The sequence below is a fragment of the Nocardia blacklockiae genome (genome assembly GCF_015477355.1).
Classification (GTDB): Bacteria; Actinomycetota; Actinomycetes; order Mycobacteriales; family Mycobacteriaceae; genus Nocardia; species Nocardia blacklockiae.
Window position 1 is genome coordinate 64,020 of sequence record NZ_JADLRJ010000004.1, and the last position, 17,263, is coordinate 81,282.

The 17,263-nt window shown below is 70.9% G+C and carries 19 protein-coding genes; 10 read left to right on the forward strand and 9 right to left on the reverse strand.

Annotated elements, in window-relative coordinates; translation table 11 throughout:
- Window positions 1-161: 161 nt before the first annotated feature.
- Both IU476_RS13220 and IU476_RS13225 read left to right on the forward strand, forming a co-directional pair.
- On the forward strand, window positions 162-524 hold the full coding sequence (locus IU476_RS13220; RefSeq protein WP_195100000.1) for a hypothetical protein: 363 nt from the start codon (window positions 162-164) through the stop codon (window positions 522-524).
- 45 nt (window positions 525-569) lie between these two features.
- Window positions 570-1,274 (forward strand): HNH endonuclease family protein, encoded by a 705-nt coding sequence (locus IU476_RS13225; RefSeq protein WP_195100002.1) that lies wholly within the window; start codon window positions 570-572, stop codon window positions 1,272-1,274.
- A gap of 71 nt (window positions 1,275-1,345) precedes the next feature.
- Here the strand turns inward: IU476_RS13225 and IU476_RS13230 are convergent, their stop codons facing one another.
- From IU476_RS13230 to IU476_RS13240, 3 genes are all read right to left on the reverse strand, one after another.
- Entirely contained in the window at window positions 1,346-2,155 is an 810-nt protein-coding gene (locus tag IU476_RS13230; protein ID WP_438944018.1) for a sulfurtransferase, read from the reverse strand.
- Window positions 2,156-2,263: 108 nt separating this feature from the next.
- Window positions 2,264-3,478, reverse strand: a complete 1,215-nt coding sequence (locus IU476_RS13235; RefSeq protein ID WP_195100006.1) for a benzoate/H(+) symporter BenE family transporter — start codon at window positions 3,476-3,478, stop codon at window positions 2,264-2,266.
- 63 nt (window positions 3,479-3,541) lie between these two features.
- Window positions 3,542-4,051 carry an Lrp/AsnC family transcriptional regulator gene (locus tag IU476_RS13240; RefSeq protein ID WP_195100008.1) on the reverse strand — a complete coding sequence of 170 codons (510 nt, stop codon included), beginning with the start codon at window positions 4,049-4,051 and terminating at the stop codon, window positions 3,542-3,544.
- Between the two features lie 311 nt (window positions 4,052-4,362).
- Here IU476_RS13240 and pdhA point away from each other — a divergent pair, with 311 nt between their 5' ends.
- From pdhA to IU476_RS13255, 3 genes are all read left to right on the forward strand, one after another.
- The gene (gene pdhA, locus IU476_RS13245) at window positions 4,363-5,445 is read left to right on the forward strand and encodes a pyruvate dehydrogenase (acetyl-transferring) E1 component subunit alpha (protein WP_195100009.1); all 1,083 of its coding nucleotides are present in this window, start codon (window positions 4,363-4,365) and stop codon (window positions 5,443-5,445) included.
- The gene (locus IU476_RS13250) at window positions 5,442-6,422 is read left to right on the forward strand and encodes an alpha-ketoacid dehydrogenase subunit beta (protein ID WP_195100011.1); all 981 of its coding nucleotides are present in this window, start codon (window positions 5,442-5,444) and stop codon (window positions 6,420-6,422) included. The genes pdhA and IU476_RS13250 overlap by 4 nt, the downstream gene beginning before the upstream one ends.
- 113 nt (window positions 6,423-6,535) lie before the next feature.
- Complete coding sequence (locus tag IU476_RS13255) at window positions 6,536-7,921, forward strand: dihydrolipoamide acetyltransferase family protein (protein ID WP_195100013.1); 1,386 nt, start codon at window positions 6,536-6,538, stop codon at window positions 7,919-7,921.
- Here the strand turns inward: IU476_RS13255 and IU476_RS13260 are convergent, their stop codons facing one another.
- Together IU476_RS13260 and IU476_RS13265 are read right to left on the reverse strand one after the other, a co-directional pair.
- Entirely contained in the window at window positions 7,922-8,314 is a 393-nt protein-coding gene (locus IU476_RS13260; protein WP_195100943.1) for an acyl-CoA thioesterase, read from the reverse strand.
- Between the two features lie 62 nt (window positions 8,315-8,376).
- Window positions 8,377-9,423, reverse strand: coding sequence for an AraC family transcriptional regulator (locus IU476_RS13265; RefSeq protein WP_195100015.1), 1,047 nt, complete (start codon window positions 9,421-9,423; stop codon window positions 8,377-8,379).
- A 235-nt stretch (window positions 9,424-9,658) separates the two neighbouring features.
- On the opposite strand from IU476_RS13265, the gene IU476_RS36130 reads away from it, so the two are divergent.
- From IU476_RS36130 to IU476_RS13285, 4 genes are all read left to right on the forward strand, one after another.
- Window positions 9,659-11,140 (forward strand): MFS transporter, encoded by a 1,482-nt coding sequence (locus IU476_RS36130; protein WP_228823646.1) that lies wholly within the window; start codon window positions 9,659-9,661, stop codon window positions 11,138-11,140.
- A 10-nt stretch (window positions 11,141-11,150) separates the two neighbouring features.
- Complete coding sequence (locus IU476_RS13275; protein WP_195100017.1) at window positions 11,151-11,726, forward strand: TetR/AcrR family transcriptional regulator; 576 nt, start codon at window positions 11,151-11,153, stop codon at window positions 11,724-11,726.
- A 74-nt stretch (window positions 11,727-11,800) separates the two neighbouring features.
- On the forward strand, window positions 11,801-12,589 hold the full coding sequence (locus tag IU476_RS13280; RefSeq protein WP_195100019.1) for an oxidoreductase: 789 nt from the start codon (window positions 11,801-11,803) through the stop codon (window positions 12,587-12,589).
- Window positions 12,590-12,634: 45 nt separating this feature from the next.
- On the forward strand, window positions 12,635-12,895 hold the full coding sequence (locus IU476_RS13285; RefSeq protein WP_195100021.1) for a ribosomal protein L7/L12: 261 nt from the start codon (window positions 12,635-12,637) through the stop codon (window positions 12,893-12,895).
- Between the two features lie 6 nt (window positions 12,896-12,901).
- Here IU476_RS13285 and IU476_RS13290 read toward each other — a convergent pair whose 3' ends face one another.
- On the reverse strand, window positions 12,902-13,216 hold the full coding sequence (locus tag IU476_RS13290) for a hypothetical protein (RefSeq protein ID WP_195100022.1): 315 nt from the start codon (window positions 13,214-13,216) through the stop codon (window positions 12,902-12,904).
- Between the two features lie 137 nt (window positions 13,217-13,353).
- Between IU476_RS13290 and IU476_RS13295 the strand changes: the two genes are divergently transcribed.
- Complete coding sequence (locus tag IU476_RS13295; protein WP_195100024.1) at window positions 13,354-14,139, forward strand: maleylpyruvate isomerase family mycothiol-dependent enzyme; 786 nt, start codon at window positions 13,354-13,356, stop codon at window positions 14,137-14,139.
- 68 nt (window positions 14,140-14,207) lie between these two features.
- Here the strand turns inward: IU476_RS13295 and IU476_RS13300 are convergent, their stop codons facing one another.
- Genes IU476_RS13300 through IU476_RS13310 form a run of 3 tightly spaced genes read right to left on the reverse strand, consistent with a single transcriptional unit; the run spans window position 14,208 to window position 17,077 of the window.
- The gene (locus tag IU476_RS13300; RefSeq protein ID WP_195100026.1) at window positions 14,208-15,620 is read right to left on the reverse strand and encodes an NAD(P)(+) transhydrogenase (Re/Si-specific) subunit beta; all 1,413 of its coding nucleotides are present in this window, start codon (window positions 15,618-15,620) and stop codon (window positions 14,208-14,210) included.
- A gap of 3 nt (window positions 15,621-15,623) precedes the next feature.
- Complete coding sequence (locus IU476_RS13305) at window positions 15,624-15,941, reverse strand: NAD(P) transhydrogenase subunit alpha part 2 (RefSeq protein WP_195100028.1); 318 nt, start codon at window positions 15,939-15,941, stop codon at window positions 15,624-15,626.
- The gene (locus IU476_RS13310) at window positions 15,941-17,077 is read right to left on the reverse strand and encodes a Re/Si-specific NAD(P)(+) transhydrogenase subunit alpha (protein ID WP_195100031.1); all 1,137 of its coding nucleotides are present in this window, start codon (window positions 17,075-17,077) and stop codon (window positions 15,941-15,943) included. Before IU476_RS13310 ends, IU476_RS13305 begins: the two co-directional genes overlap by 1 nt.
- Window positions 17,078-17,263 lie beyond the last annotated feature (186 nt).

A 17,263-nucleotide genomic window follows, 5' to 3' on the forward strand; every position in this document is an offset into this window, starting at 1 on the left:
TCGGCCGTGGCCCCTACCAATCCCGACCGATTCGGAACATACTGGAATATCCGCTGGTCACAGCGACACAACCGATCGCACTCGCGCACACACCCACGGTCCGGTACCCGCACCGGCGCGCACCACCGGGCCCCTGGGCGGCGCACGAGGAGGGCAGTGACATGACGATTCTGCTCCAGGTACTCGAGCAGAGCTTCACGCCGACGACGCCGTGGGAGCGGCGCAAATTCACCTTCGTCGACACGTCGCGCATCGTGGGCATGCGCCTGGACGGGCAGTCCGGGGTGTGGCTGGACCTGTCGCGGCCCGGCGAGTCGCAGCGGCTGGCCCGCACGACCGATCCGCGGGACGCGATCACCTTCCTGCTCACCACGTTCGCCAAGATCGCCGAATGCGAGGAGCGCGGCGGGTCGTGGCTGATCGGCCACGACGGCGCGCGGGTGGAATCCCTTGCCGCCACCCGTTTCCCGCCGCAATCCGCCGAACTCCCCGCCGACGACCTGCTGGCGAGGGCCTGGTTGTAGCCGCGCTCCCCGGATGTGTCGGTGGTCGGGTGTAGACCTGAACGCATGCGACGGGGAGGGCGCGGCATAGGGGGAACAGCGGCACTGGCCGTGGTGGCGGTGCTCGCGGGCTGCTCCTTGATCACCGGCGAACCGCCCGCGCCGGGCAGTCCCACTCGGGCCCGGTTGGGCGAGCTGCTCACGGCGGTGCGGGTGGTCGAACGGCGGACGCACCCGGGCGGATATCAACGCGGCTGCCGCGCGGGTGAGGGGTGCGTCTTCGGCCCGGCCTGGTCCGACGATCACGACGGCCCCGGCGGGCGGGACGGCTGCGATTCCCGCAACGCGGTGCTCACCAGGCAGTTGAGCGCGGTGCGGCACCGGCCCGGCAGTCGCGACTGCGTCGTGGTGGCCGGTGTCCTCCAGGACCCGTACACGGGTAAGCGCATCGACTTCGACAAGACGCGGGCGCGGGCGGTGCAGATCGACCACGTCTATCCCCTGGCCGCCGCCTGGGATATGGGCGCGGCGAATTGGCCGCTGCCGCAACGCCTTCGATTCGCCAACGACATCGACTTCAACCTGCTGGCGGTCGACGGTCCCACCAACGAGGACAAGGGCGACCGCACCCCCGCCGAGTGGCTGCCGCCCGCCCGCGCCTACCGCTGCTTCTACGCCGGCAAATACCTCAGCGCCGCAACGCGATACGACTTGCCGATCACCGTCGCGGATCGCAAGGCGCTGGACAACGTCGCCCGGGGGTGCCCGTGAACGCCAACGATCCGGCCGCTCGGCGTGATCAGGTGCCGCGCAGGTCGCGACGTGCTACCGCGCGCGGCCGGTCACTCCGTGGCGACGGGCCGCTTGGGGTCGTTGGACCACTGCGACCAGGAGCCCGGGTAGAGCGTCGCGTCGATGCCCGCGACGGCCAGCGCCGCGATCTCGTGCGCGGCCGTCACGCCGGAGCCGCAGTAGACCGCCACGTCGCCGGAGCCGAGGGCGTCGAACCGCGCCCGCAACTCCTCGGGCGTGCGGAAAGTGCCGTCGGCCGTGAGGTTCTCGGCGGTCGGCGCGCTGCGGGCGCCCGGGATGTGCCCGGCGCGGGGATCGACCGGCTCGGTCTCGCCGCGGTAGCGCTCGCCGGCGCGGGCATCGAGCAACCGGCCCGTCCAGCCCGCCACGCCGTCGGCATCGGTGACCGGCATGTTGTTCGGGGTGAGCACGACATCGCCGGGCGCGGGGTCGGGCTCGCCGCCGGTGGCGAGGTCGCCGCCGGCCCGCTCCCAGGCGGGCAGGCCGCCGTCGAGGATGCGCACGTCCGCCACCCCGGCCCAGCGCAGCAGCCACCAGGCGCGCGCGGCCGCCAGACCGCCCGTGGCGTCGTAGACCACCACCGGCTCGCCCGTGCGCAGGCCCCAGCTGCGCGCGCACTTCTGCAGATGCGCCAGCTCCGGCAGCGGGTGCCGGCCGCGGGCCGGCGAGGGCGGATCGGCCAGCTCGGTCTCCAGATCGACGAACACGGCGCCCGGTATGTGGCCGTCCAGGTAGTGCTGCGGACCGTCCGGATCGCCCAGCGCCCACCGCACGTCCAGCAGATGGAGCCGGGATTCGCTGTCGGACAGTTCTTTTCGAAGGTCTTCGGCCGAAATCAATACCGCGGTCAAGCCAGCTCCTCTGTCAGATCTGTACCGGGACCGAACACCCTCACCCTACGACAGCCGACCCCCGGCGGACCGGGTCCGCATCACCGGGAGTCGAACTCACGCGGCCGGGCGCGGCGGCCGCAGCACCCAGCGCACCAGCAGCCCGGCGGCCAGGGCCCAGAACGCCGCGCCGATGCCCAGCAGCGCCACCCCCGAGGCGGAGACCAGGAAGGTGACGGCCGCGGCCGTCCGGTGCTCGGCCACGCCCAGCGCCGCGTGCAGCGCGGTCGCCGCGGTGGCGATCAGGGCGAGACCCGCGACGGTCTCCAGCACCCCCTTCGGCGCGGCGGCGACGAGGGTGACCAGCGCGCCGGACAGCGGCGCGAGCACCAGGTACGAGCACCCCACGGTGAACGCGGCGACCCAGCGCCGGCGCGGATCCGGGTGCGCGGCGGGCGCAGCCGCCAGCGCGGCGCTGATGGCGGCGAGATTGATCGCGTGCCCGCCGGCGAACGCGCCGGCGACGGTCCCCAGCCCGGTGGTGCCCATCGCCGCCCGCCACGGCACCCGGTACCCGAACGAACTCATCACCGCCGTGCCGGGAATGTTCTGCGCGGCCATGGTGACGATGTACAGCGGGATCGCCACGCCGACCAGCGCCTGCCAACTCCACTGCGGCACAGTGAATTCCACGTGCGGCAGCATCGCGGCGGCAGCGAGCGGCCGATGCCCGGCGGCGATGGCGACACCTGCCCCGACCGCGGCGACCGCGAACGCCGCCGGCACGGCCCAGCGCGGGGCCAAGCGTTGCAGCAGCAGCCACACCACCAGCACCGGGATCACCACGGCCGGACTGGTGGTCAGCGCGTGCACGGGCGCCAGGCACAGCGGCACCAGCACACCGGCGAGCATGGCCTGCGCGATCTCGACGGGAATGGCCGCGATCAGCCGCCCCAGCCGCTCCCAGAACCCGGTCAGCACGACGAGCACACCGGTCGCGACGAAGGCTCCGACCGCGGCGGGCCAGCCGCCCGCGACCGCGCCGGTACTCACCAGCAGCGCCGCGCCCGGCGTCGACCAGGCCAGCGTGATCGGCATCCGATAGCGCCGGCTCAGCACCAGGATTCCGAGGCCCTGCGTGACACACACCGCGAGCAGCCCGGAGGCCGCCTGCGCGGGCGTGGCCCCCATCTTCGACAATCCCGCCAGCACCACCGCGAACGAACTGGTGAACCCCACCAGGGTCGCGACCACACCGGCGCCCACGGGATGCAGTGGCCCGACCTCGGGCGCGGCGGAGACGGACGATTCGGGTTCGGCGGTGGCAGTCACCGCGTCATCGTCGCCAACGAAAGCAGGCCGGTCACGAGCCAATCGCGCGAAACTGGCCTGAATTCAGCGGGGCGCGACGCCGTTCGGGCTCGAGGTGCGTCGCAGCAGGGGCGCGGTGCGCGGGCCGACGAGCTGACGCATGACCAGGGCCATGTTGGTGCGTTCCACGCCCGGGATCTTCAGGATGCGGCCGGCGATGCGGTAGAGATCGTCGGCGTCGCGCGCGACCACCCGGACGGTCAGGTCGGTGGGCCCGGTCATGCCGCAGACCTCCGTCACCTCCGGCACCTCGGCGAGTTCGTCGACCACCGAGTCCAGGGTGTGCTGATCGACCACGACGGCGACGAACGCGGCCAGCGGATAGCCGAGGGCGCGCGGGTCGACGCGGCGCTCGAAACTGCCCAGCACCCCGCCGGCCTCCCAGCGCGCCAGCCGGGCCTGGACGGTGTTGCGCGACAACCCCAGCCGAGTGGCCAGTTCCACTCCGGTGGCGCGCGGATTGGCGACCAGTTCCAACAACAGCCGCGCATCCGTCGCATCGACCACGGCCCCGGCAGGCTCTCCACTCGACATGCCCGCAGTATGACAGCCGGGACCGCGGCCACGCGGGCACACTGCCCAATCCACACCCGGCCCCCTGCGCAGCCGGCCCAACCCCGACGCCACCGCGCACCGCAGCGCCGAGGCACCGCGCCGACATCGGGGCCGACCTGATCAAGAGAGGCAGTATGCCCGTGCGGACCCGGCATTAGACGGGCACTTTGCCCAGTTGGCGTGTCGTCACTTGCGCAACAAGCCCAATCGTGGATGCTGTGTGATACAGCACACTCTCACCTCTCCGAGCGCGGCGACCCCGGCTCGGCGACGGACAGGAGGGGATGGTCATGGCCGACTCGCTCACCTACCCGGTGCAATTGGTCCAACCCGACGGCCGCCGCGTCCTCGATCGCGAGCACGCCGCCCTGGTGTCCGACATCGGGCCGGACCGGCTGCGACAGCTGTACGAGGACATGGTGGTCGCCCGCCGCATCGACGCCGAGGCGACCGCGCTGCAACGCCAGGGCCAGCTCGGCCTGTGGCCGCCGCTGTTGGGACAGGAGGCCGCACAGGTCGGCTCCGCCCACGCCCTGCACCCCGACGACTACGTGTTCTGCAGTTACCGCGAGGCGGGCGTCGCCTACTGCCGCGGCGTGGACCCGGGCGCGATCACCCGGCTGTGGCGCGGCGCGGCCCATCACTGCTGGGACCCGGCCGAGATCAACATGACCAACCCGGCCATCGTGGTCGGCGCGCAGGGCCTGCACGCCACGGGCTACGCCTACGCCGCGCACCTGGACGGCGCGGAGATCGCGGTGCTCACCTATTTCGGCGACGGCGCCACCAGCCAGGGCGACATGGCCGAGGCGCTGGGTTTCGCCGCCTCGTGGAGCGCGCCGGTGGTGTTCTTCTGCACCAACAACCAGTGGGCCATCAGCGAGCCGGTGCACCTGCAGAGCCCGACGCCGATCGTGCGCCGCGCCTACGGCTACGGCATGCCGGGCGTCCAGGTGGACGGCAACGACGTGCTGGCCGTGCTGGCGATGACCCGGCAGGCGGTGGCCCGCGCCCGGGCGGGCGGCGGGCCGTCGTTCGTGGAGGCCATCACCTATCGCATGGGCCCGCACACCACCGCCGACGACCCGACCCGCTACCGCTCGGACGCCGAGACCGAGCTGTGGCGGCGGCGCGACCCGATCGACCGGATCCGCCGGTTGCTGGAGCGAGAATCGTTGTGGGACAGCGAGTTCGAGGGCCGAGTCCGTGCCCGCTCGGACGCGGTCGGGGCCCGGGTGCGCGCGGCCACGATCGACCTGCCCGATCCCGACCCGGCCCAGCTGTTCGAGCACGTCTACGGCACGGCGCACCCCCTGATCGAGGAGGAGCGCAGGCAGTACGCCCACTACCTGAGCGAAGGAGTCCGGCCATGATCACCACATTCGCGGGCGCCCTGAACACCGGACTGCGCCGCGCTCTCGAGGACGACCCGAAGGTCGTGCTGATGGGCGAGGACATCGGCCGGCTCGGCGGCGTGTTCCGGGTGACCGACACGCTGCAGAAGGACTTCGGCGACAACCGCGTAATAGATACCCCGCTCGCCGAATCCGGCATCGTCGGAACGGCTTTCGGCATGGCGCTGCGCGGCTACCGGCCGGTCTGCGAGATCCAGTTCGACGGTTTCGTGTACCCGGCGTTCGATCAGATCGTGTCCCAGGTCGCCAAGATCCGCTACCGCACGCAGGGAAAGGTCTTCGCGCCGTTGACGATTCGCATTCCGTGCGGCGGCGGCATCGGCTCGGTGGAGCATCACTCCGAGTCGCCGGAGGCCTACTTCGCGCACACCGCCGGCCTGCGGGTGGTCGCCCCCAGCGACCCGGCCGACGCGTATCTGATGATCCGCCAGGCTGTTTCGCTGGACGACCCGGTCATCTTCTTCGAGCCCAAACGCCGCTACTGGGACAAGGCCGACGTCGATTTCGCGGCCCTGGACGACGATCCGTTCCCGCTCGCCCGCGCCCGCGTCCGGCGGGCGGGCGAGGACGCCACCGTGGTCGCCTACGGCGGGATGGTGCGCACCGCGCTGACGGCGGCGGAAATCGCGGCGACCGAGGGTCGTTCGCTCGAGGTGATCGATCTGCGCAGTCTCTCGCCGATCGATGTGGACACCATCGCGGAATCGGTCGATCGGACCGGACGGTTGATCATCGCCCACGAGGCGCCGGTCTTCGCCGGACTGGGCGCCGAGATCGCCGCCCGCATCACCGAACGGTGTTTCTACTACTTGGAGGCGCCGGTCCTGCGCGTCGGAGGCTTCGACATCCCGTATCCCCCCGCTAAGCTCGAACGGCACCACCTGCCCGACCCCGACCGCATTCTCGCCGCGGTCGATCGCACGCTAGCCGCCTGACCCGACCGTTCAGCCGGACGGTCGGCCGCACGCTCGCCCGACCCGACCGCTCGGACAGAAGGTCGGCCGCACGCTCGCCGCCTGACCAGACCCGCTCAGACAGAAGGTGCCCGTTGGACGACCCGGTTGCAGCAGACCAGAACCACGTGCTCGAGTTCCGGCTACCCGATCTCGGTGAGGGTCTGACCGATGCCGAGCTGGTGTCATGGGCGGTGGCCGTCGGTGACCGGGTGGAGCTCAACCAGACCATCGCCGAGGTGGAGACCGCCAAGGCGCAGGTGGCGCTGCCCAGCCCGTTCGCCGGGGAGGTGCTGGAGCTGCTGGCCAGCCCCGGCGAGACCGTCCCCGTGGGCGCGCCGCTGATCCGGGTCGCCGCCGAGTACGAGGCCGCTGCCTCGCCGCCGGCCGAAGCGCCGGAACGGCAGTCGGTGCTGGTGGGTTACGGTCCCGAGGGCGAGCCCACCTCGCGCCGCGCCCGCACGGCCGCGAATCCCCCTGCGATACAGCCGGATACCGGACCGCTGCCGTCCTACCCGGACATTCCCGGCCGTCCCCCGGCCACGCCGGCGGCCCGGAAGCTGGCCCGCGAACTCGGCATCGACATCTCGTTCGTGGCCGGCTCCGGCCCCGGCGGCGCCGTCACCGTCGACGACGTGCGGCACGCGGTACCGGTGTCCCAGCCGCCCGCCCGCATCCGGCCCGAAAACGAGGCAGCCGACGAGGACACGCCGCGCCCGAGCACCCCGCGGGTGCCGCTGATGCGCCCCGACGGCGGCATCATCCGGGCGACGCCGTCCGCGCGGGAGACCCGCACGCCGGTCAGCGGGGTCCGCAAGCGCACCGCCACCGCCATGGTGACCAGCGCCCGCACCATCCCGCAGGCCAGCGCGTTCGCCACCACCGATTTCACCGCCTCGATGGAACTGCTGGACCACCTGCGCTCCACCGAATCCTTCAGCGGCCTCTCGCTGACCCCGCTGGCGTTGGTGGCCAAGGCAACCTTGGCGGCGATGGCCGAATTCCCCGAGATCAACGCGTGGTGGGACGACGAGCACAAGGAGATCGTCACCAAGCACTACGTGAACCTGGGCATCGCGGTTGCCACCGACCGCGGACTGCTGGTGCCGAACGTGAAGGAGGCGCAGGCGCTGAGCCTGCGCGACCTGTGCCGGGAGATCGGCTGGCTGGCCGATGTCGCCCGCACCGGCAGTGCCCGGCCCGCGGACCTGCGCGGGGGCACCTTCACCATCAGCAATGTGGGCGTGTTCGGTGTCGACACCGGTGTGCCGCTGGTGAATCCGGGCGAGGGCGCGATCCTGTGCCTGGGTTCGATCCGCAAACAGCCCTGGGTCTATCGCGACGAACTGGCCGTCCGCTGGGTCACCACGCTGGGCCTGAGCTTCGACCATCGGATGATCGACGGCGAACTCGGCGCCCGGTTCCTCTCGACGGTGACCTCGCTGCTGGAGGACCCGCTCACGCTGCTCGGGCGGGTGTGATCACTCGGTGACCAATCGCGCTGCGGCGCTGCGGATCACGGCCGGGATCTCGACCGGCTGCCGGGTGGCCTCGTCGACGTAGACGTGCACGAAGCTGCCGGTCGCGGCCAGCTCCAGGGCCTCGCCGTCCTCGCGGAAGATGGCCAGGTCGTAGGTGATGCTGGAGCGGCCGAGCCGCTCGATGCGCAGGCCGACCCGCAACCGGTCCGGGAAGCTCAGCGACCCCAGGTAGCGGCACGAGGTCTGCGCGACCACCCCGATCGCGGGCAGCGCGCGGATGTCGGTGCCGGTGGCATCCATCAGCCACGCATTGACCGCGGTGTCGAAGTACGAGTAGTAGGTCACGTTGTTGACGTGGCCGTAGTGGTCGTTGTCCGCCCAGCGGGTCGGCATCGGCCAGAGCACCGGGTAGTCCTGCTGCGTCGTCACCCGGCCGACAATAGCCAGCCGCCGCGTCAGCGCCCGGAGGAGGACGCCCGCGCGACCGGAAAGCCCTCGCGGTCGAGCGCGGCGCCGCTCTGCCGGTGCTCGCGCGGGCTGCGGCCGTAGTGCCGTTTGAACGCCGTGCTCAGGGCGAAGGCGCTGCCGTAACCGACCCGGCGGGCGATGGATTCGACGGTGGCGTCGGAGTCCTGCAGCAGGTCGGCGGCCAGGGCCAGGCGCCAGTCGGTGAGGAAGGCCATCGGCGGCTCGCCGACCAGATCGGTGAAACGCCGGGCCAGCGCGGCCCGCGACACCCCGACCTCGGTGGCCAGCGCCGCGACCGTCCACGGGTGCGCCGGATTGTTCTGCAGCAGCCGCAGGGCCTTGCCCACCAGCGGGTCCGCGTAGGCGTGGTACCAGGCGGGCGCGTCGTTGCGGGCGAACCAGGCGCGCAGTGTGGCGATGAGCAGTAGGTCCAGCAGCCGGTCCAGCATGGCGCCCTGCGCCGGGCGGTCCTTGGCACTCTCCTCGACCAACAGGTCGAGCACCGGGCTGTCGAGTTCGGCGCGGGGCAGCACGATCAGCGGCGGCAGGGCGCGCAGCAGGCGGCGGCTGGCCGCGCTCTCCTGCTCGTAGGTGCCGGTCACCAGCATGGTGGCGGCGTCCGGGTTGGGGCCCCAGCCGCGCACGCCGAGACTCCATGTCTCACAGAGCACTTCGCCCTCGGGCGTGGTGGTGATCTGGCCGGGATCGATGTACACCTGCGGCTCGGTGGCCGGGTCGTCGGCGACGGTGTAGTGGTCCGGCCCGCGAATGACCGCCACATCGCCCTCGCGCAGTTGCCGGGGCGCGGCCGTGCCGGTGCCGGGGAAGCCGACGCGGCACAGTTGCGCCGACTCCGCGCTGCCCGCGCCGCTGTGCGGAGCCGGCACGATCCAGCCGCTGCCGCGCACCACCGCCACCACGGTCAGGGGCGACTCGTCGCGCACGCGCAGCGACCACGGCGGGTCGAGCAACGACCGCATCACGAACGCGCCTCGCGCTCGCGGCCCCTCGAGCAGGCTTTCCAGCGGATCCACCCTCAAACCTTGGCAGATGGCCCGGGGCTTCTCAACCCTGATTCCGGACCCGTCCCGACCCCGAATCTATGGGCCGGAACTTGTCGGTGCCCCGTCCTAGAATCGAGTCGAAACCGGTTGAACCGGAGCCGATTCGGCACCCGGCCGCCCCGCGTCGATGAGGCCGCGCACGGCAGGGCAACGGGGGGCTGCCGGCAACGATGCCGGTGCCTTCGTCCCGGGTACCGTCGAATCAATGGCTGCTTCGACGCTCGCTCCCCCGGTCCGGATGGCGCGCGCCGCGGTGTTCGCGGTGTTCGGGCTCAACGGGTTTCTGGCCGCCATGTGGGTGGTGCACATTCCGGCGATCACCGAGCGCACCGGCACCTCGAACGCCACGCTGGGCATGCTGATCCTGCTCATGGCGGGCAGTGGGATCGCGGGCATGCAGGCCGCGGGCCCGCTGGCCGACCGGTTCGGCAGCCGCGCGCTGGTAGTCGCCGCGGCGTGCTGGCTGTCGGCGGCCGTGCTCGGCCCCGGCCTGGCGACGCACACCTGGTCGCTGGCCCTGGCGCTGATGCTGTTCGGCTTCGGCAACGGCGCACTGGACGTCTCGATGAACGCCCAGGCCGTCCAGGTGGAACGGGAGTACCCCCGCCCCATCATGTCGGCATTCCACGCCCTGTTCTCCTGCGGCGGCCTCGCCGGCTCACTGATCGGCGCAGCAGCCATGCACCGCGACTTCGACCTCCGCACAACCCTCGCCCTATCCGGCACATCGGGCCTCATCGTGACAGCCCTGTGCACCCCCCGCCTCCTCCCCCGAACCGCCCCGGCCCCAACCACACCCGCATCCCCCACACCCCCGTCCGCCCCCACATCCACATCACCCCCGCCCACGCCACTCACACCAACATCGCCCACAACACCACCCCCGCCCACGTCCGCGCGACCCACACCCGCATCCCCCACACCCGCGCCCGCATCACCCCCGCCACTCACACCCGCATCCCCCACACCCGCGCCCGTTTCACCCCCGCCCACACGGACGTCCGACACACCCGGACCCGCATCCCCCGAACCGGTGTCGCGCACACCCGCGCCGACCGCACCCATTCCGGCTGCGGGCGCGGCCGTCGGTTCCGCGCCGGTTCGCCCCCGTGCGTCGCGCAAGGTTTTCGCGTTGGCGGCTGTCGCGTTCGCGCTGCTGATGACCGAGGGCGTGGCCAACGATTGGAGTGCACTGCAATTGCGTGAGCATCTCGGGGTCGACGCGGCGACCGCGGCCCTGGCCTTCGGGGCGTTCTCGACGACGATGACCGCGGGCCGGTTCGGCGCCGACCGGGTGAGCGCGCGCTACGGCCCGGTCGCGGTGGTGCGGTGGGGGGCGTTGCTCGCCGCGGCCGGGCTGGTGTTGGTCATCGCGTCGGTCTGGGTGCCGCTGACGCTGTGCGGCTGGGCGCTGCTGGGCCTCGGACTGGCCGGTGGCGTCCCGCAGATCTTCAGTGCCGCGGGCAATCTCGGCACGGCCACCGCGGCGACGGATATGTCGCGCGTGTTCAGCCTGGGGTATCTCGGTTTCCTCGCCGGTCCGTCGGTCATCGGGTGGCTATCAGCACCGACCTCGCTGACAACGGCGCTGATCTTCCCGCTGGTCCTGGTGGTGTTGTGCGCCTGCTTCGCCTCGATCGTGGCGCCCGCCGCGCCAATTATTGACCCCGAGGACAAAAACAAGTAGCGTCGACCGCATGGCCAGACCGCGCAACTTCGAACCCGAACGGGTACTCGATCTCGCGATGGAAACGTTCTGGACCCACGGCTACGCCAACACCTCCCCCGCACAGCTGGCCGAGTGCACCGGCATCGGAAAAGGCAGCCTGTACAACACCTTCGGCAGCAAGCGCGAACTGTTCGACCGCGTCCTCGAACGCTACGACCGGATCGGCACCGAACTGGCGGCCGAGTATCTGTCCCGGCCGGGCAGCACCCGCGAGACCCTGCGCGGCTTCCTGCGGTTCCTCGTCGACAGCGATGCGGCGCACCCGGTCCGGCGCGGCTGCCTGGCGGTGAACACGGCCACCGAGTTCGCCGCGCAGGACCCCGACGTCAACCGCGCGATCCGCGCCATGACCGACCACACCATCGCCGAGATGGCGGCCCGCATCGACCGCGGCCGCCGCGACGGCGACGTGCGGCGCGAGGTCGACCCGCAGGCCGCGGCCGAATTCCTGATGAACACCATCGCCGGCCTGCGCGTCATGACCAAGGCCTACGACCTCCCGACCCTGTACCGAATCATCGACACCGCACTCGAAACCCTCTGACTCTCAACGAGTTACAACACCCCACCTACTCCTGCCCTAGTTTTTGACCTGTAGTTCAAGAAAGGACACACCCCATGGAACTCGACCTGACCGGCAAGACGGCCGTCGTCACCGGCGCGGGCCGCGGCATCGGGCTGGCCGTCGCGGAGGCACTCACCGCCGAGGGCGTACGCGTGGTCGGCGCCTCGCGCACCATCACCCCGGAACTCGAAAAGGCCAGCGTCGCAACGGTTGCGGCCGACCTGGGCACCGCCGAGGGCGCGGCCGCGGCGATCGGGACCGCCCTGTCCGAGCTGGGCGGCATCGATATCCTGGTCAACAATGTCGGCGGCGGGGACGCGGATCGCCTGGGGCTCGGCGGTTTTCTCGACGTCACCGACGAGCAGTGGCGAACCCTGTTCGACCTCAACCTGTTCAGCGCGGTCTGGGCCACTCGCGCGGCACTGCCGAGCCTGCTGGAACGCCGCGGCGCGATCGTCAACGTGTCCTCGATCAACGCCCAGCTCCCGGCAGCCGGACCGGTCGGCTACAGCGAGGCCAAGGCCGCGCTCACCAATCTCGGCAAGCGGCTCAGCGAGGAGTTCGGGCCGCGCGGCGTCCGGGTCAACACCGTCTCCCCGGGCGTGGTGGGCACCCCGCTGTGGCGGGATTCGCGCGGCTTCGGCGCCAAAGTCGCCGAGGCGCAGGGCATTTCGCACGATCAGCTGCTGGCGACGATCGGCGAGCGGTTCGGCATCGCCTCGGGCCGGATCTCCGAGCCCGAGGAGGTGGCGGCGCTGGTCGCGTTCCTGGTCTCGCCCCGGGCGGGCAACATCCTGGGCGGTGACTTCGTCATCGACGGCGGCACGCTGAAGACCGCGTGAACCGGGGGCCGGGCACCTCGGTGCCCGGCCCGCTACAGTGCGAGAATGTTCGAGAATCGCCGTCTCGCCCGCATCGAACGCAAGCTCGACGCCATCATGCACCACCTGGGCATCGCCGACACCGAGCCGCCGCCGATCGCCACGACGGCCGCGCCGATGCCGGGCATGCACAGCTCGGAGGTCGACAACCTGCTCTCCCAAGGGAAGAAGATCCAGGCCATCAAGGTCTATCGCGAGCTGAACCCCGGGATGTCGCTGAAGCAGGCCAAGGACGCCGTCGAGGCCCGCGCCCGCCGCTACTACTGACCGCGCCTACAGCGTCTCGGTCCTGTGGAACGACAGCTCCGGCCACGGTGGCCGCTTCACCATCGCAACGGTCGCGAGCGTGGCCGTCACCAGACCGGTCAGCACCGCGATCAGCGCGATCCGGCTCTCGTCGACGGCGGGCCGCCAGGTCACCTCGCCCGCGTGGACGACGAACACGCCGACCGGCCGCAGCGCGGGCCGCAACAGCCCGGGCCGAGCCACCGTGATCACCGTGGACCCGTCCGACGTCTCGTGCGGCGCGCCGTAGACCAGCGCACCGTCGGCCGTAGCCGGCAGCTCGAACTTCTCGCGCAGCGTCATTCCCGCCCCTTCCGGTTGCCGCGACGAGCCGAACCTCGACGCGGGGGAATCCTCACCCGGCCAGCGTAATACCGCGCACCGACAGCCCGACAGCGTCGGCTCCACCGGTGGAACGGCAGCGCGGCATGATGGTGATCATGACCGATTACCCCAACGGGCTGCTGACGGCGGCCGACTATCAGGAGCGGCTGCAACAGGCGGCCGACTCGATGGTCGCGGCGACACAGGCGGGACCGCTGGACGCGATCGTGCCGGCCTGCCCGGGCTGGACGCTTCGCGACCTCGTCGTTCACCTCGGCGAGGTACATCAGTGGGCGCGCGCGAACCTGCTCGACGGCGCGGGGGCGGCCCGGCACACCGCCGTCCCGCCGAGCCCCGACGAGGACCTTTCCGCTTGGTACCGGCGCTGTTTCGACGAGCTGGCCGAGGTCCTGGCGTCGACCGATCCGGCCGCGCCCGCCTGGACCATGCAGCCCTCGAACCGCACGGCCGGCTTCTGGTCCCGCCGGCAGTGCCACGAACTCGCCATGCACGTCGTCGACGCGCGGCAGGCCCAGAACGCGGTCACGTACTACGAACCCGATCTCGCCGTCGACGGACTCGCGGAGATCTTCGACGTGTGGGTGTACCGCCGGGCCGCCTGGCAGGTCCCGCCGGTGGATCTGCCCGCGCCCGTGGAGGTTTCGTGCACCGACCGGGACGCGCGCTGGGTCCTGGTGCCGACCGGCTCGGCCGAGCCGCCGGAGTACGAGGCCCTCGGCCCGACGCCCGGCGCGGCGACACCCGAGACGGCGGCGGTCCTGCGCGGCGAGTCCGCACAGCTGCTGCTCATGCTCTGGGGTAGCGCCGACCTGTCCGCCGTCGAGATCGATGGCGACGCCGAACTGGTACGGCGCCTGCTGGATTCGCGCATCACACCCTGAGCCGACCCGGAAACGGCAACGGCCCGCACCCCTTTCGGTGGTGCGGGCCGCCGCGTCCGGCGAAATCGCTACAGCGCCTTGAGTTCCTCGGTGACCGCGCCGACGGACTTCTTCGCGTCGCCGAACAGCATCGAGGTGTGGTCGGCGTAGAACAGCGGGTTGTCGATGCCCGCGAAACCGGAGTTCATCGACCGCTTCAGCACGATCACGCTCTTGGCCTGGTCGACGTTGAGCACCGGCATGCCGTAGATCGGACTCGAGGAGTCCTCCCGCGCGGCCGGGTTGGTGACATCGTTCGCGCCGATCACCAATGCCACGTCGGTGCGCGAGAATTCGCCGTTGATGTCGTCCATTTCCTTGAGCGCGTCGTAGGACACCTCGGCCTCGGCCAGCAGCACGTTCATGTGCCCGGGCATGCGGCCCGCGACCGGGTGGATGGCGTACTTGACCTCGACGCCCTTGGCCTCGAGCAGGTTCGCCATCTCCTTGACCGCGTGCTGCGCCTGCGCGACGGCCATGCCGTAGCCGGGCACCACGATGACCTGGTTGGCGTAGGCCATCTGGATCGCGGCGTCGGCGGCACTGGTGGCCTTGGCCTGCTTCTGCTCGCCGCCCCCGGCGCCGGGAGCCGTTCCGCCGCCGCCGAATCCGCCCGCGACGATCGCCGGGATGGACCGGTTCATCGCCTTGGCCATCAGGTTGGTCAGGATCGAACCGGACGCGCCGACGATCATGCCGGCCACGATCATCGCGGTGTTGTTCAGCGCGAGACCCGCTGCGGCGGCGGACAATCCGGTGAGCGCGTTGAGCAGCGAGATGACCACGGGCATGTCGGCGCCGCCGATGGGCAGCACGACCATCAGGCCCAGCACCGCGGCCAGCACCAGCACCAGCACCATCCACCAGCCCGGCGCACCGTCCCCGGTGGCGCCGACGCCGATTACCACGGCCGCGGCGATGGCACCGAGCAACAGCAGAATGTTCAACGGCTGCTGTAGTTTTCCGACCCCGATCGGCTTGCCGGGCAGGATCTCCTGCAGCTTGCCGAACGCGATCAGCGAGCCCCAGAACGACACCGAGCCGATGATCGCCGCGAACAGCGACGCCACCACGATGTGCACGGTCGGCTCTTCCGGAATGCGCGAGAAGCCCTCGGTATTCAGGAATTCCGACCACGCGATGAGCGCCACGGTGCCGCCGCCGACGCCGTTGAACGCCGCCACCAGCTGCGGCATCGCGGTCATCTTGGTGAACTTGGCCGGCGGCACGCCGAGCACCACACCCACGACCAGGCCCGCGACGATCAGGATCCAATTGTCGGTGTCGCGCACCGCGATCAGGGTCGCGATCACCGCGATACCCATGCCGACCGCGGCGATCCAGTTGCCGCGCACCGCCGTCTTCGGGCCGGTCAGGCCCATCAGGCCGTAGATGAACAGCGCGAAGGCGACGATGTAGAGGATGTTGACGAGATTGTCCATGGGTTACTTCCCCGCCTTCTCCGCCGCGCCGGGCTTCTTGCCCTTGAACATGCCCAGCATCCGGTCGGTCACCACGAAACCGCCGATGACATTGAGGGTTCCGAACACCACGGCCACGAACAGGATGATCTGCGTGGCCACCGACGGGTGCTCGATGCGGCCCAGGGTGACCAGCGCGCCCAGCACCACGATGCCGTGAATGGCGTTGGTGCCCGACATCAGCGGGGTGTGCAGCGTATTCGGGACCTTCGAGATGACGGCGAAGCCGACGAACCCGGACAGCACCAGAATCGCGATATTGGCAAGCAGTTCGGTGTACATCAGCTCGGCTCCTTCTCCGCCTCCGCCACCACGCGGGTGACACACGAATCCGCCAGCACCTGATCGCCGAAGTCGGGGGCGAGCGCGCCGTCGACCACCATCAGCTCCAGCAGGGCGGCAATGTTCTTCGAGTACAGCTCCGAGGCGTGCTCGGGCATGGTGGCGGGCAGGTTCAGCGGCGAGGCGATGGTGACCTCGTGCTCGACCACGGTCTCGCCGGGTTCGGTCAGCTCGCAGTTGCCGCCGGTCTCGCCGGCCAGGTCCACGATGACGCTGCCGGGCTTCATGCCCTCGACCGCGGCCGCGGTCACCAGCCGCGGGGCAGGGCGGCCCGGCACCAGCGCCGTCGTGATCACCACGTCGAAGCCCTTGATGGCATCCTCGAGGGCCTGCTGCTGCTTGGCCTTCTCCTCGTCGGTGAGTTCGCGGGCATATCCGCCCTCACCGGCCGCATCGATGCCGAGGTCCAGCCACTGCGCGCCGACCGAGCGCACCTGGTCGGCGACCTCGGGCCGCACGTCGTAACCGGTGGTGCGGGCGCCGAGGCGCTTGGCGGTCGCCAGCGCCTGCAGGCCGGCCACGCCCACGCCGAGCACCAGCACCGTCGCCGGCTTCACCGTGCCGGCGGCCGTGGTCAGCATCGGGAAGAAGCGGGTCGACTCCGACGCCGCCAGCAGTACGGCCTTGTAGCCCGACACGTTCGCCTGCGAGGACAGCGCGTCCATCACCTGCGCGCGCGAGATGCGCGGGATGGCCTCCACCGCGAATGCCTGCACGCCCGCGGTTTTCAACGCCTCGATCTTGTTGTCGGCGTTGCGCGGCGCGAGGAATCCGATCAGCGTCTGCCCGGCCGACAGCTTCGCGATCTCGGCGTCGCTCGGCGGCGCGACCTTCACGACCACCTCCGCCGACCACGGATCGCCCAGGCTGGCGCCCGCCTCGACGTAGGCCTCGTCGGGGATCAGCGCGCCCAGGCCGGCCCCGGGCTCGACGATCACCCGCACCCCCAGCTTCTGCAGGGCGGGAACGATCTTCGGCACCAACGCGACGCGTCGTTCGCCGGCGCCGGTTTCGCGCACGACTCCGACAGACGTCCCGCGCGGCGCGTCCGCGTCTGCGCTTTGCGTTGTCTCCACTGGTCAACTTCCTTACTCGTGGTGGCAGCTGGCCCCCGACACCTCGGTGGGCCGCTGAGCCCGGTCAGGCGAGTTCACAACTTACCCATCAGTAGGTTCGCGCGAAATCTTCGCAACTGTACCCGGCACGCGGTGAGCGTAGCGGAGATCAACGTCACATGGTGAGGGCGCATTCCTCCTTATTGT